Annotated in this window: 12 protein-coding genes; 4 read left to right on the top strand and 8 right to left on the bottom strand. The window is 72.1% G+C overall.

Features of this window, described 5'->3' with window-relative positions:
* The first annotated feature begins 115 nt into the window (after nt 1-115).
* Nucleotides 116-2,689, top strand: coding sequence for a beta-glucosidase family protein (locus CPH93_RS24110; RefSeq protein WP_096214045.1), 2,574 nt, complete (start codon nt 116-118; stop codon nt 2,687-2,689).
* 64 nt (nt 2,690-2,753) lie between these two features.
* On the opposite strand, the gene CPH93_RS24115 is transcribed toward CPH93_RS24110, so the two are convergent.
* From CPH93_RS24115 to CPH93_RS24125, 3 genes are all read right to left on the bottom strand, one after another.
* Nucleotides 2,754-3,455 carry a DUF4097 family beta strand repeat-containing protein gene (locus CPH93_RS24115; protein WP_096214046.1) on the bottom strand — a complete coding sequence of 234 codons (702 nt, stop codon included), beginning with the start codon at nt 3,453-3,455 and terminating at the stop codon, nt 2,754-2,756.
* Between the two features lie 129 nt (nt 3,456-3,584).
* Nucleotides 3,585-4,631, bottom strand: a complete 1,047-nt coding sequence (locus tag CPH93_RS24120) for an aldose epimerase family protein (RefSeq protein WP_096214047.1) — start codon at nt 4,629-4,631, stop codon at nt 3,585-3,587.
* Nucleotides 4,632-4,688: 57 nt separating this feature from the next.
* Complete coding sequence (locus tag CPH93_RS24125) at nt 4,689-5,615, bottom strand: GDSL-type esterase/lipase family protein (protein WP_096214048.1); 927 nt, start codon at nt 5,613-5,615, stop codon at nt 4,689-4,691.
* Nucleotides 5,616-5,936: 321 nt separating this feature from the next.
* Here CPH93_RS24125 and CPH93_RS24130 point away from each other — a divergent pair, with 321 nt between their 5' ends.
* On the top strand, nt 5,937-6,431 hold the full coding sequence (locus CPH93_RS24130) for a DUF3145 domain-containing protein (RefSeq protein ID WP_093483003.1): 495 nt from the start codon (nt 5,937-5,939) through the stop codon (nt 6,429-6,431).
* 102 nt (nt 6,432-6,533) lie between these two features.
* The gene (locus CPH93_RS24135) at nt 6,534-7,424 is read left to right on the top strand and encodes an NAD(P)-dependent oxidoreductase (protein ID WP_093483002.1); all 891 of its coding nucleotides are present in this window, start codon (nt 6,534-6,536) and stop codon (nt 7,422-7,424) included.
* A gap of 73 nt (nt 7,425-7,497) precedes the next feature.
* Here CPH93_RS24135 and fabF read toward each other — a convergent pair whose 3' ends face one another.
* From fabF to CPH93_RS24160, 5 genes are all read right to left on the bottom strand, one after another.
* The gene (gene fabF, locus CPH93_RS24140; protein ID WP_096214049.1) at nt 7,498-8,763 is read right to left on the bottom strand and encodes a beta-ketoacyl-ACP synthase II; all 1,266 of its coding nucleotides are present in this window, start codon (nt 8,761-8,763) and stop codon (nt 7,498-7,500) included.
* 77 nt (nt 8,764-8,840) lie between these two features.
* Nucleotides 8,841-9,089 (bottom strand): acyl carrier protein, encoded by a 249-nt coding sequence (locus CPH93_RS24145; protein ID WP_006605825.1) that lies wholly within the window; start codon nt 9,087-9,089, stop codon nt 8,841-8,843.
* 105 nt (nt 9,090-9,194) lie between these two features.
* Nucleotides 9,195-10,241 carry a ketoacyl-ACP synthase III gene (locus CPH93_RS24150; protein ID WP_006605826.1) on the bottom strand — a complete coding sequence of 349 codons (1,047 nt, stop codon included), beginning with the start codon at nt 10,239-10,241 and terminating at the stop codon, nt 9,195-9,197.
* A gap of 13 nt (nt 10,242-10,254) precedes the next feature.
* Nucleotides 10,255-11,220, bottom strand: a complete 966-nt coding sequence (locus CPH93_RS24155; RefSeq protein ID WP_093483000.1) for an ACP S-malonyltransferase — start codon at nt 11,218-11,220, stop codon at nt 10,255-10,257.
* 89 nt (nt 11,221-11,309) lie between these two features.
* Entirely contained in the window at nt 11,310-12,494 is a 1,185-nt protein-coding gene (locus CPH93_RS24160) for a PucR family transcriptional regulator (protein WP_093482999.1), read from the bottom strand.
* A gap of 57 nt (nt 12,495-12,551) precedes the next feature.
* Here CPH93_RS24160 and CPH93_RS24165 point away from each other — a divergent pair, with 57 nt between their 5' ends.
* Nucleotides 12,552-13,223, top strand: coding sequence for a pirin family protein (locus CPH93_RS24165; protein WP_006605829.1), 672 nt, complete (start codon nt 12,552-12,554; stop codon nt 13,221-13,223).
* Nucleotides 13,224-13,236: the final 13 nt, after the last annotated feature.

A 13,236-nucleotide genomic window follows, 5' to 3' on the forward strand; every position in this document is an offset into this window, starting at 1 on the left:
AGATCCCGTACGGCTGATGTATCGGGAAAGTAACGGTCCTTACCGCGTGCATGGTGGACGGGTCAGAATCCGGACAGGGGAACGCACGACCACCCAGGGAACACCGGAGAACCGCATGACCGATGACCAGACCCACGGGCCCGCCGGTGCCGACGCCGGCCTTCTGGCCCGTGACCGCGCACCCGACCACACCGCGGCGGTGGAGCGGGCGCTCGCCGCGCTCGACCTCGACACGAAGGTCAGACTGCTGTCCGGCCAGGACATGTGGACGCTGCCGGCCGTGCCGGCGATCGGGCTGCGGTCGCTGGTGATGTCGGACGGCCCGGTCGGCGTGCGGGGCCAGGAGTGGAACGCCGAGGACCCCTCGGTGGCGCTGCCCGGCCCCACGGCACTGGCCGCCACCTGGGATCCCGAACTCGCCCGCCGGGCCGGCCACCTGCTCGCGCAGGAGGCCCGCCGCAAGGGCGTGCATGTCCTCCTGGCGCCGACCGTCAATCTGCACCGCTCCCCGCTGGGCGGCCGCCACTTCGAGTGCTATTCGGAGGACCCGCTGCTCACCGGCGTGATCGGCGCCGGATACGTCCGCGGGGTGCAGGAGGGCGGCGTCGGCGCGACGGTCAAGCACTTCGTCGGCAACGACGCCGAGACCGAACGCCTCACCGTCGACAACCGGATCGCCCCGCGCCCGCTGCGCGAGCTCTACCTCGCGCCCTTCGAGCACCTCGTCGAAAACGCCCGCCCCTGGGCCGTCATGACCGCCTACAACCAGGTCAACGGCTCGACCATGACCGAACACCGCGCGCTGGTGCAGGGCGTACTGCGCGGCGAATGGGGCTTCGACGGCTGCAACGTCTCCGACTGGACGGCCGCCCGCGACACCGTGCGTGCCCTGCACGGCGGCCTCGATGTGGCGATGCCCGGACCCCGTACGGTCTACGGCGCGCCGCTGGCCGAGGCCGTCCGTGCGGGTGAGGTGGCGGAGTCGGAGGTGGACGACGCGGTGCGCCGGGTGCTGCTGCTCGCGGCCCGGACGGGGTGTCTTGACGGGGTGCCGGCCGCGGTGGATCCGTCCGCGGTCCCCCAGGGGATCGACGGCCGGGCGGTGGCCCGCGACCTCGCCCGGCGGGGCTGCGTCCTGCTGCGCAACGAGCCCGTGGGCGGGGCGCGGCCGGCGCTGCCGCTCGATGTCCCGGGGCTGCGCAGGGTCGCGGTCATCGGGGCGGCCGCGCGGGACGCCAGGGTGCTCGGCGGCGGGTCCGCGACCGTCTTCCCCGAGGCGGTGGTCTCTCCGCTGGAGGGGCTGCGTGCCGCGCTGCCCGACGGGGTCGAGGTCACCTTCGCGGCCGGCGCCGAGGCGCGCACCCGGGTGCCGTCCGCCCGCGACGGCTTCACGCTCTGCGCCCGCTACCTCGCCGCCGACGGCCAACTGCTCGCCGAAACACCGCAGGTGGACGGCAAGGTGCAGGCGATGAGCCGCCTCCCGCGGGGCGTCACCCGGCAGAATCTGCACGCCGTCGAGCTGACCGGCAGCTACCTCCCGCAGTCCGGCGGCAGCCACACCTTCGCCGTCTCCGGCACCGGTGAACTGCGGCTGACCGTCGGAGGTGCGGTCCTCTTCGACGGGCGGTGCGCGCCGGAGAGCGACGACCCCTTCGAGGCGTTCCTGAACCCCGTCGAGCGGCGGGTGACGGCAGAGCTGACGGCCGGTGAGCGCACCGAGGTGACCTTGCGGTTCGTGCCGGGTGGCCCGAAGCTGGGCGAGGGGCTGGGCGGGCTGTACTTCTCCCTCGGCCACGACCTGCCGCGGCCCGATGCGGAGGAGCGGATCGAGGAGGCGGTCCGCGCTGCGGCCGGCGCGGATGTCGCGATCGTCGTCGTCGCCACCACCGAAGAGGTCGAGTCCGAGGGCTTCGACCGCCGCGACCTGCGACTGCCGGGCCGCCAGGACGAGTTGGTCGCCCGGGTCGCCGCCGCCAACCCGCACACCGTCGTGGTCGTCAACGCCGGCGCTCCGGTGGAGCTGCCGTGGCGCGAGCAGGTTCCGGCCGTGCTGCTGAGCTGGTTCCCCGGCCAGGAGGCCGGTGCGGCGCTGGCCGATGTCCTGCTCGGTGCCCATGAGCCGGGCGGCCGGCTCCCCACCACCTGGCCGGCCCGGCTGGCCGACGCCCCGGTCACCACCGTCACCCCGACCGACGGTCAACTCGCTTACTCCGAGGGGGTGTTCATCGGCTACCGCGCCTGGCAGCGGTCCGCCGTCGCGCCCGCCTACCCCTTCGGGCACGGCCTGGGCTACACCGACTGGGAGTACGAGTCGCTGGACACGACCCCCGACTCGGTGCGGGTGCGCGTCCGCAACGCCGGTGACCGGCCCGGGCGCGAGGTCATCCAGATCTATCTGGCGCCCACCGCGGACGCCGCCCCGAACGCTCCGGAGCGCCCGGACCGCTGGCTGGCCGGCTTCGCCGTCGTCGAGGCCGGCCCGGGCGAGAGCGCCGAGGCCGAGATCCCGCTGCCGGACCGGGCCTTCGCGGTCTGGGGCTCCACTTCCGAAGGCTCGGCAGTGAGCGGAGGCGGAGCGCAGTGGAGCGAGGCGGACGACGGCTGGCGCCGGGTCAAGGGCGTCTACCGCGTCGAGGCCGCGCGCAGCGCCGAGGACCGCCGGCTGACGGCGGAGGTCACCGTCGGCTGACCGGCCCGGGAACGGGGGCATCGTGCGCCGGCGGTGCCCCCGACGGTCCCTCATGGCCGGCCCCTCATGAGGTCACCACCGACACATCACCGCCGCTCGTCCGCGCGGTCACCTTGTGCGCGGAGCGCCCGTCCGTCGGGACGGACACCTTGCGGTGGCCGCCGCTTGTGGCGGCGTCGACCGCATACGCCCCCTTCGGGAGGCGGATGGTGACATTGCCTCCGCTGGTCCGGCCCGAGACCTCGTCGGGCGCCGCGGCCAGCGCGAGGTCCACATTGCCGCCGCTGGTCTTCGCCCGTATGGTGCGGGCCGCGGAATCCGTGACGGTGACGTTGCCGCCGCTGGTCTCCGCGGCGATGGCGCCCTTGGTGCCCCGGATGAGGATGTCCCCGCCGCTGGTGTGCAGATCGACCGAGGCGGTGCGCGGCAGCAGCACCCGGTACTCCACCTCGCACCGGCGCCCCATGCCGCACTCCGCGGCCTTCAGCGTCAGCCGGCCGTCCTTGACCGCGTGGGCGGGAGTCGGCTTGCGGTCGTTGTAGCGGTACTTCTCCGTCACCCGGACCGGGCCGCCGCCGTCGACCGGCACGATCTCGATGTTCCCGCCGTGCGTGGTCGCCGCCAGCGCGCCGACCGTGCCCGGCACGGCGTACGTGCGCTGCGCCGTCTTCGTCGGGCCGTAGTCCGGCAGCGAGCAGCCTGCCACCACCAGGACGGCCAACGCCGCACCGGACAGGAGCAGATGAGGAGCGCGGAGGCGGGCCATGGTGACGGTTCTCCCTGGGCAGGCAACGGAACGGATCGCAGCGGACCGGAAAGCCGGTCGCTGCTCATCGTGCCGTCACCGCCGCCCGGCCGCGTCAGCGCACAGGATGACCTTCGCCCGGCCGCGCCCTTAAGGGTTTCCCGCAGCCCGCGGCCGCACCGAGAAGCGGTACACGGTCTGCGAGCAGTAGTGCTCGCCGGGCCGCAGCACCGTCCCGGGGAAGTCCGGCCGATTGGGGGAGTCCGGGAAGTGCTGGGTTTCCAGGGCGAGTCCGGCCCGTGGGCCGTAGGGGACGCCAGAGCTGCCGGTCAGGGATCCGTCGAGGTGGTCCGCGGTGTAGAGCTGCAGACCGGGCTCGGTGGTGGCCAGCTCCAGCACCCGGCCCGACCGCGGGTCGTGGAGCTCCGCGACCGTGCGCGGCACCGGTGCGACCCCGCCGTCGAGCACGAAGTTGTGGTCGTAGCCGCCGCCCACCGCCCGCGCCGTACGGAAGTCGAAGCGGGTCCCGGCGACGTCGGCCGGCGCACCGGGCAGCGGAATGCCGGTGTCGTCGACGGGCGTGTACCGGGACGCCGCCAGCCGCAGCTCATGGCCCGTGACGGAGCCGCTGCCGGCACCGCCCAGGTGGAGATAGGTGTGGTTGGTGAGATTGACGACGGTCGGGGCGTCGGTCCGGGCGCGCGAGACGAGGTGCAGCGCGCCGTCGGGGGAGAGGGTGTAGGTCACCCGCACGTCCAGGGCGCCGGGGAAGCCCTCCTCGCCGTCCGGGCTGACCCGGTGCAGCTCCACGCCGCCGTCGGTCTCCCGGGCGCCCCACACCACCCGGGAGAAGTTGCCCGGCCCGCCGTGCAGGCTGTGCCGCCCGTCGTTCGCGGTCAGCCGGTGCGTCCGGCCGTCCAGCGGGAAGGACGCCCCGGCGATCCGGTTCGCGTACCGCCCGACCAGCGCGCCGAAGTGCGACCCGCCGTGGGCGACGTACGAGGCCAGATCCGCGAAGCCCAGCGCCAGCTGCCCCCGGGTCCCGTCCCGGTCCGGGGCCTCCAGGCTCTGGACGATCCCGCCGTACGTCAGGATGCGGACCCGCAGCCCGCCCGGACCCGACTCCAGGGTCCAGCGCTCGACGGGCGTGCCGTCGTCCAACGCGCCGAATATTTCCCTGCTGACCTGCGTCTTCATGCCGTTGAGCCTATGCCCGCGGACCGCCCGCGGGCGCCCGGTTCCCGGGTGCGGGCGCTACCGCCCCGCTCGGGTGACCACCTTGAACGCCAGCTCCGCCAGCTCCTTCTGGCCACGGGCGCCGGGGTGGAACCAGTCCCAGGTGCTCAACTGCCGTCCGGTGAAGCGGTAGTCGAAGACCGACCGGTCGAAGCGGCACAGCGGATCCTTGCCGCACACCTCCGCCAGCGCGGAGTTGTACGCCCGTACCCGGTTCTGCACGCTCGCCCGGCGGTCCTGGGCCGGCTTCGTCAGATCGTCCGGATCGCGCAGCATCGACCCGCACAGGCCCAGCTTCCACACCTGCTTGCCCAGCGGGTTCTTGCGCCCCTCGGACCACAGCCGCAGCAGGTCCGGCACCGCCGCGACATACACCTGGGTGTGCGGCAGGGCGCGCCGCAGTTGCCGCATGGACCGCGCGAAGTCCTCCCGGAAGGAGGCCTCCGGCGTCATCGCCGCCACGTCGTTCCGGCAGGCGTCATTGGCGCCGATCAGGACCGTGACCAGCTCGGGCTTACGGCGGGTGGCCGAGGCGACCTGCTCCGGCAGATCGCTCATCAGCGCCCCGGTCCGGGCGAAGTTCCAGCTGTGTGTGGCGGGCTGTTCGACCAGCCGTCGGGCGAGGCTGTCGACCGCGGGATCGGTGCCGGTGGCCCAGGAGACCCGCGGGCAGTCGGCGAGCACCGTACAGGCGTCGAAGCCGGCGGTGATCGAGTCGCCGAGCGCCGCGATCGAGCCGGGGTCGGTGCGCCAGACGGGCGCGGGCGGGCCGTGCCGCTTGCCCGACGCGCCGGAGTGTGCAGTCCCGTCAGAACTACAGCCAGTGAGGGCGATCAGGAGTGCGGAGGCGGCGGCGACCGTGCGTGAGGGGTACCGTCGGAAGCGGTGACGGCGGGGGCGGAAGGGTCGACTGAGGGGGCGAAAGGGCCGATTGATCTGCGTCATCCCCTGTCCCCTCCGGCGTGCGAGTGATATCTCTTCGGGTACCGACGGTACGTCACCACCCGACCGGAGCCGCGCGGTAGCTTTGCGCCGTGCCTTCCGGGCGGTGACCCAAAGTGGCAAGTGCAGTCGGCACAGACAAATTACATCACGTCATTTCCTGTCCCTTTTGCGGCAAATTCCGCCTAATGGTGTTTACTGTAGGTCACCAGCACGCTGGTGCCGAAGTGATCACTGGGGCAGAATGACAACTGTCCCGGCCGCAACCGGAACGGGCACGAGGCCGCTGGGGAAGGCGAACCTCGAACCGCACTGGAGGTCCCGGTGACGACCCGTGGAGTTCTGTACGTCCACTCCGCACCGCGCGCGCTGTGCCCGCATGTCGAATGGGCCGTGGCGGGCGTCCTCGGCGTGCGCGTCAATCTCGACTGGATCCGCCAGCCGGCGTCCCCGGGCACGTGGAGAGCCGAGTTCTCCTGGCAGGGCGAGGCCGGTACGGCCTCCAAGCTGGCCTCCGCGCTGCGCGGCTGGCATCTGCTGCGCTTCGAGGTGACGGCGGAACCCTGCGCCACCGCCGAGGGCGAGCGCTACAGCTCCACCCCCGACCTGGGCATCTTCCATGCCGTCACGGGCATCCACGGCGACATCCTCATCCCCGAGGACCGGCTGCGGGCCGCGGTCGCCCGCTCGGCGCGCGGCGAGACGGAGCTGGCCGCCGAGGTCGACAAGCTCCTCGGCAAGCCCTGGGACGACGAACTGGAGCCGTTCCGGTACGCGGGCGAGGGCGCCCCGGTCCGCTGGCTGCACCAGGTCGTCTAGGGCCTGCCGGATCACCCCCGGAGCGAGGCCGCTCCACACGGCTGCTCCCCGACACGCGGCGGCGCTTGCCCTGGAGTGCGCTCCAGGTTCTAGCGTGCCGTCATGGCCGACAACAACGCTTCCGACACCCTCTCCGTCGCGGTGCTCGGCACCGGAATCATGGGCGCGGCGATGGCCCGCAACCTCGCCAGGGCCGGGCTGGACGTCCGTGCCTGGAACCGCACCCGGGCCAGGGCCGAGCCGCTGGCCGCCGACGGGATCCGCGTCACCGGCACCCCCGCCGAGGCGGTGGACGGCGCCGACGTGGTCCTCACGATGCTGCTCGACGGGCCCGCCGTCCTCGACGCACTGCACCGGGCCGCCCCCGCCCTGCCGCCCGGCGCCCTGTGGCTCCAGATGAGCACGGTGGGACCCGAAGGGCTCGCCCCGCTCGCCCGGTTCGCCGGCGAACACGGGCTGCGGTTCGTGGACGCCCCCGTACTGGGCACCAAGGACCCTGCGGAGAAGGGGCAATTGACGATCCTGGCGGCCGGTCCGCAGGACGTACGGGAGCGCGCCGGGCGGATCTTCGACGTCGTCGGGAGCCGTACCCAGTGGGTCGGTGAGGACGCCGCCGACGGTGCCGCCAGTCGTCTCAAGCTCGTCGTCAACACCTGGGTGCTGACGGTCATCAGCGGTACGGGTGAGACTCTCGCGCTGGCCGAGGGGCTCGGGGTGGACGCGCGCGACTTCCTCGCGGCGATCGCCGGCGGGGCGCTCGATCTGCCGTACCTCCGGCTGAAATCCGAGCTGATCCTGTCCGAGAACTTCCCCGCGAGCTTCACCGTGTCCGCCGCCCGCAAGGACACCCGGCTCATCACCGAGGCGGCCCGGGACGCCGGCGTCCACATGGACCTGGTGGCGGCGGCCGCGGAGCGCTTCCGCCGGGCCGAGCAGCAGGGCCACGGCGACGAGGACGCCGCGGCCGCGTACTACGCCGGATTCGACGGCTGAGACGGCTGACATGGCAACGGGCCCGCCCGGTGACATGTCACCGGGCGGGCCCGTTACGGGTGCTGAGGGTGCCTCAGGCCGAGCGGAAGGCCAGGACCACGTTGTGGCCGCCGAAGCCGAACGAGTCGTTCAGGGCCGCGATCCGGCCCTCGGCCGGCAGCTTGCGGGGCTCGCCGCGGACGATGTCCGCGTCGGCCTCCGGGTCGAGCTGGTCGATGTTGATCGTCGGCGGGGCGATGCGGTTCTTGAGCGCGAGGACCGTGGCCACCGTCTCGATACCGCCCGCGCCGCCCAGGAGGTGGCCGGTCATCGACTTCGTGCTGGTGATGGCCATGTGGTCGACGTCGTCACCGAACGCCTTGCGCAGCGCCCGGAGCTCGCCGACGTCACCGGCCGGCGTCGAGGTCGCGTGCGCGTTGACATGCACGATCTCGGCGGGCTGGAGGCCGGTGTTGTCGAGGAGGTTCTGCAGCGCCGCAGCGATGCCGTTGCCGGAGGGCTCGGGCTGCGTGATGTGGTGCGCGTCGGCCGAGATGCCCTGGCCGACGGCCTCCGCGTAGATCTTGGCGCCGCGGGCCTTGGCGTGCTCCTCGGACTCCAGGATGATCACGCCCGCGCCCTCGCCGAGCACGAAGCCGTTGCGGTCGACGTCCCAGGGGCGGGAGGCGCCCTGCGGGTCGTCGTTGTTCTTGGACATCGCCATCATGTTGCCGAAGGCGACGATCGGCAGCGGGTGGATGGCGGCCTCCGTGCCACCCGCGACGACGACGTCGGCGCGGCCGGAGCGGATCATCTCGATCGCGTAGCCGATGGCCTCGGCGCCCGACGCGCACGCCGAAACCGGCGTGTGCACACCGGCGCGGGCGTTGAACTCGATGCCGACGTTCGCGGACGGCGAGTTCGGCATCAGCATCGGCACGGTGTGCGGGGAGACGCGGCGTACGCCCTTCTCCTTGAGCACGTCGTACTGGTCGAGCAGGGTCGTCACACCGCCGATGCCGGAGGCGATGACGGCGCCCAGACGGTCGGGGTTGACCGACGTGTCCTCGCCCGCCTTGGCGGTGAAGCCCGCGTCCTTCCAGGCCTCCTGGGCCGCGATCAGCGCGAACTGCGCCGAGCGGTCCAGCTTCCGGGCCTGCGGACGCGGAATGATCTCGGACGGTTCAACGGCGATCTGGCCGGCGATACGAACCGGCAGGTCGGTGGCCCAGTCCTGTTCAAGGGTGCTGATGCCGGAGCGTCCGGCGAGCAGGGCCTCCCAGGTCGAAGCGCTGTCGCCACCCAGCGGTGTGGTTGCGCCGATACCGGTGACGACCACGGTGCGATTGGTCGCGTTCACGGGAATTCTTACTCCACGGGTAGAGGGGTCTGAATCGACGGCGCCACCGCGGGGTGGCGACATGCGCGGGAGCTGGATCAGCTCTGGTGCTTGAGGATGTAGTCGGTCGCGTCGCCGACCGTCTTGAGGTTCTTGACGTCGTCGTCCGGGATCTTCACGTCGAAGCGCTCTTCGGCGGCGACGACGACCTCGACCATGGACAGCGAGTCGACGTCCAGGTCGTCGGTGAAGGACTTGTCCACCTGGACGTCCTCGGTGGGGATCCCGGCGATCTCGTTCACGATCTCGGCGAGACCGGCAACGATCTCTTCCTGAGTGGCGGCCATGATGGCGCTCCTTCGGTCATTTTATGGGGAAACTGCGTTACTTGCGGTGAAGATCCGAGCGGCGGCCGGTACATCCGAGGACATCCGGCGTTGCGCAGATCTTGCCTAGGGGAGGGTAACGACCGTCGCGGCGTAGACGAGACCCGCCCCGAAGCCGATGACCAGCGCGGTGTCGCCGCTCTTGGCCTGTCCGGTCGCCAACAGCCGCTCCATGGCGAGCGGGATGGAGGCGGCCGAGGTGTTGCCGGTGGTCTCCACGTCGCGGGCGACCGTCACGCTCTCCGGCAGCTTCAGAGTCTTCACCATCGAGTCGATGATCCGCATGTTGGCCTGGTGCGGAATGAAGACGTCCAAGTCGTCCGGGCTGACGCCGGCCGCGTCCAGCGCCTGCTGGGCGACCTTCGCCATCTCGAACACCGCCCACCGGAAGACCGCCTGGCCCTCCTGGGTGATGGCGGGGTAGCGGATCTCCTCCGGGGCCGGCCGGCCCTCGGGGGCATCCCCTCCGGGGACCGGGGTGGTGCGGTAGACGTCCCAGCCGAGGGTCTGCTTGATGGTCTCGGCCTTGTCGCCCTCCGAGCCCCAGACCGTCGGGCCGATCGCCGGCTCCTTGGCCGGGCCGACGATCACCGCGCCGGCGCCGTCGCCGAAGAGGAAGGCCGTCGCACGGTCCTCCAGATCGGTCAGGTCCGAGAGCCGCTCGACGCCGATGACCAGGACGTACTCCGCCGAGCCCTCGGTCACCAGGCCCTTGGCCAGGGTCAGTCCGTAGCCGAAGCCCGCACAGCCCGCCGAGATGTCGAACGCGGCCGGCTTGCCGGCGCCGATACGGTGCGCGATCTCGGTCGCGATCGCCGGGGTCTGCTTGAAGTGCGAGACCGTGGAGACGATCACGGCGCCGATCTGCTCGGGCGTGATGCCGGCGTCGGCGATCGCCTTGCCGGACGCCTCGACCGACATCTGCGCCACGGTCTCCTCGGGGCCCGCCCAGTGGCGGGTCGCGATACCGGACCGCGAGCGGATCCACTCGTCGGACGACTCGATGTACTTGAGGATCTCCTCGTTGGGCACGACACGGGTCGGGCGGTAGCCGCCGACACCCATGATCCGCGCGTACGGGGTGCCCTGCGAGGGCTTGATCTTCGAGGTCATGCGCTTCGGACTCCTATTCGGCCGGTGCGGAGCCCGCCGCGGCTGCGGCTGACGTCGTTTCGGCGATCAGCGTGCGGGCCGCGTCGAGGTCGTCGGGCGTCTTGAGAGCGAGGGTCCGCACGCCGGGCAGTGCGCGCTTGGCCAGGCCGGTGAGGGTGCCACCGGGAGCCGCTTCGATGAGCGCGGTCACGCCGAGCTCCTTGAAGGTCTCCATGCACAGGTCCCAGCGCACGGGGTTGGCCACCTGGCCCACCAGCCGTCGCACCAGCTCCTGACCGGAGGAGACCAGCTGCCCGTCCTTGTTGGAGACGTAACGGGTCTGCGGATCGGCGACCGCCAGCTGGGCGGTCGCGGTTTCCAGGGCCGAGACAGCAGGTGCCATGTGGTGAGTATGGAACGCGCCGGCCACCTTCAGCGGTACGACCCGGCGAGTGCCTTCCGGCTTGTTCTCGACCAGCGCGGCGATCTGCTCGGCGGTGCCCGCGGCCACGATCTGGCCCGCGCCGTTCACGTTCGCCGGGGTCAGGCCCAGCTGCTCCAAATGCGGGAGGACGACGGCCTCGTCGCCGCCGAGCAGCGCGGCCATGCCGGTCTCGGTGACGGCGGCAGCCTCGGCCATCGCCTGGCCGCGGCGGCGCACCAGCGTCATCGCGGCCTCGTCGGAGATCGTGTTCGCCAGCGCCGCGGCGGCCAGTTCACCGACGCTGTGGCCGGCCGTCGCGCCGACCTGCGCGGTGACGGCGTCGGCCGTCGCGAAGAGCTGCCGGGCGGAGAGCAGGGCGGAGGCCACCAGCAGCGGCTGCGCCACCGCGGTGTCGCGGATCTCCTCCTCGTCCGCCTTCGTGCCGTAGTGGACCAGGTCCAGGTCGATGGCGTCCGACCAGGCACGGAGCCGGTCCTCGACACCGGGAAGGTCGAGCCAGGGGGTCAGGAAGCCGGGCGTCTGAGCGCCTTGGCCGGGAGCGACGAGTACGAGCACCCTCACACTCTCTCTTGTGGGTGGTTCCGGCCGCCCGTGGGGACAGGGACCAAGAACCATCGGGGTAATTGTTGGTGTCCGACAAAAGTCTAGAGTTGCGCCTCACCGTCAGCCAGGCGCCCCAGAATCAACGCGATACGGAGGGTGAACGCCGACCGCACATCGGAGGGTGACCAGCCGGTGACGTCGGTCACACGTCGAAGCCGATAGCGCACGGTGTTGGGGTGCACGAAGAGCATCCGGGCCGCGCCCTCCAGACTGCTCGCCTGCTCCAGATAGACGCTCAGTGTCTCCAGCAGCGCCGACCCCGCTTCCTCCAGCGGTCTGTAGATCTCCTCCACCAGCTGGTCCCTGGCCACCGGGTCCGAGGCCATCGCGCGCTCCGGCAGCAGATCGTCCGCGAGCACCGGCCGCGGGGCGTCCGGCCAGGCGGCACAGGCCCGCAGCCCGGCCGCCGCGGCCTGGGCCGAGCGGGTTGCGGCCAGCAGATCGGAGACCACCGGACCGGCCACCACGGGACCGGCTGCATACGGGCCGATCAGCGCCTTCGCGGCCTTCAGCGGATTGTCCGAGCCGCCCGCGATCACCACCAGACGGGAGCCCAGGACCCCGGTCAGCACCTGGAGCTTGGCGTGCCGCGCGGCCCGCCGGATCGCCTCCACGGTCAGTTCGCTGTCCCCGTCCGGGGCGGTGCCCAGCACGACACACACGTGCTCGGGGGAGTTCCAGCCCAGCGCCGCCGCGCGCGAGAGCGCGCCCTCGTCGGCCTCGCCCGACAGCACCGCGTTGACCACCAGCGACTCCAGCCGGGCGTCCCAGGCGCCGCGGGCCTCGGCGGCCTGGGCGTAGACCTGGGCGGTGGCGAAGGCGATCTCCCGGGCGTAGACCAGCAGCGCCTCGCGCAGGACGGACTCATCGCCCGGCGCCGCGACCTCGTCGATCGCGGACTCCATGACCTCGATGGTGGTGCGGACCATCTCCACGGTCTGCCGCAGCGTGATCGCCCGGGTCAGCTCGCGCGGCGCCGTGCCGAAGACGTCGGTACTGATCGCCTGCGGGGTCTCCGGATGCCGGAACCATTCGGTGAACGCGGCGATACCGGCCTGGGCGACCAGGCCGATCCAGGAGCGGTTCTCCGGAGGCATCGCGCGGTACCACGGCAGGGTGGCGTCCATGCGGGCGATGGCGGCGGCCGCCAGTTTGCCGGACGAATTCTCCAGACGCCTAAGGGTCGCCGAGTGCGGGTGCGCGTCGCGCGATGCGGGTTCAGACACGGGACAAGCCTGCACTATCGGGGCGGAGAGGTGAGGGGGCGGGGCTACGGTGGGCCCATGATTCAGGTGCGCAGGGCCGAGGAACGCTACCGCGGCGGCGAGCCGGAGGCCGGGATCGAGTCACGGCACGCGTTCTCCTTCGGCCCCCATTTCGACCCGGACAATCTGCGCTTCGGGGCGCTGATCGCCTGTAACGAGGAGCGGCTGGCCGCGGGCGCCGGCTTCGACGAGCACCCGCACCGCGACACGGAGATCGTGACCTGGGTGGTGGAGGGCGAGCTGACCCACCGTGACTCGGCCGGCCACGAGACCACCGTACGCCCGGGCGATCTCCAGCGGCTCAGCTCGGCCGGCGGCGTGCGGCATGTGGAGCGCAACGACGGCGCCGGGCCGCTGTGCTTCGTCCAGATGTGGCTGGCGCCGCTGGAATTCGGCGGCGAGCCCGCGTACGAGGTGGTACGCGGCATCGCCGACGGCACCCCGTACGCAGTGCCGCAGGCCGGCGCGCTGCTGCATCTGCGCCGCCTCGCCGACGGGGAGCGCACCGCGGTCCCGGATGCCGCACGGGCCTATGTGCATGTGGTGCGCGGCGCCGTACGGCTCGGCGAGGAGCGCCTGGCCGCCGGTGACGCGGCGCGGATCACCGACGGTGCGGGGCTGGAGCTGCAGGGGCTGGCGGCCGCGGAGTGCCTGGTGTGGGAGATGGGGGCGGAGCCGGGGTACGTGTGAGACCGCGGCTCCG

This window comes from Streptomyces sp. 2323.1, from assembly GCF_900221035.1.
GTDB classification, from domain to species: Bacteria; Actinomycetota; Actinomycetes; order Streptomycetales; family Streptomycetaceae; genus Streptomyces; species Streptomyces sioyaensis.

Coding starts and splice junctions, on each gene's coding strand:
- CPH93_RS24145 (WP_006605825.1), bottom strand. CDS start 9,089: ATGGCCGCCACTCAGGAAGAGATCGTTGCCGGTCTCGCCGAGATCGTG.
- CPH93_RS24115 (WP_096214046.1), bottom strand. CDS start 3,455: ATGGCCCGCCTCCGCGCTCCTCATCTGCTCCTGTCCGGTGCGGCGTTG.
- CPH93_RS24135 (WP_093483002.1), top strand. CDS start 6,534: ATGGCCGACAACAACGCTTCCGACACCCTCTCCGTCGCGGTGCTCGGC.
- CPH93_RS24165 (WP_006605829.1), top strand. CDS start 12,552: ATGATTCAGGTGCGCAGGGCCGAGGAACGCTACCGCGGCGGCGAGCCG.
- CPH93_RS24110 (WP_096214045.1), top strand. CDS start 116: ATGACCGATGACCAGACCCACGGGCCCGCCGGTGCCGACGCCGGCCTT.
- CPH93_RS24125 (WP_096214048.1), bottom strand. CDS start 5,615: ATGACGCAGATCAATCGGCCCTTTCGCCCCCTCAGTCGACCCTTCCGC.
- CPH93_RS24150 (WP_006605826.1), bottom strand. CDS start 10,241: ATGACCTCGAAGATCAAGCCCTCGCAGGGCACCCCGTACGCGCGGATC.
- CPH93_RS24120 (WP_096214047.1), bottom strand. CDS start 4,631: ATGAAGACGCAGGTCAGCAGGGAAATATTCGGCGCGTTGGACGACGGC.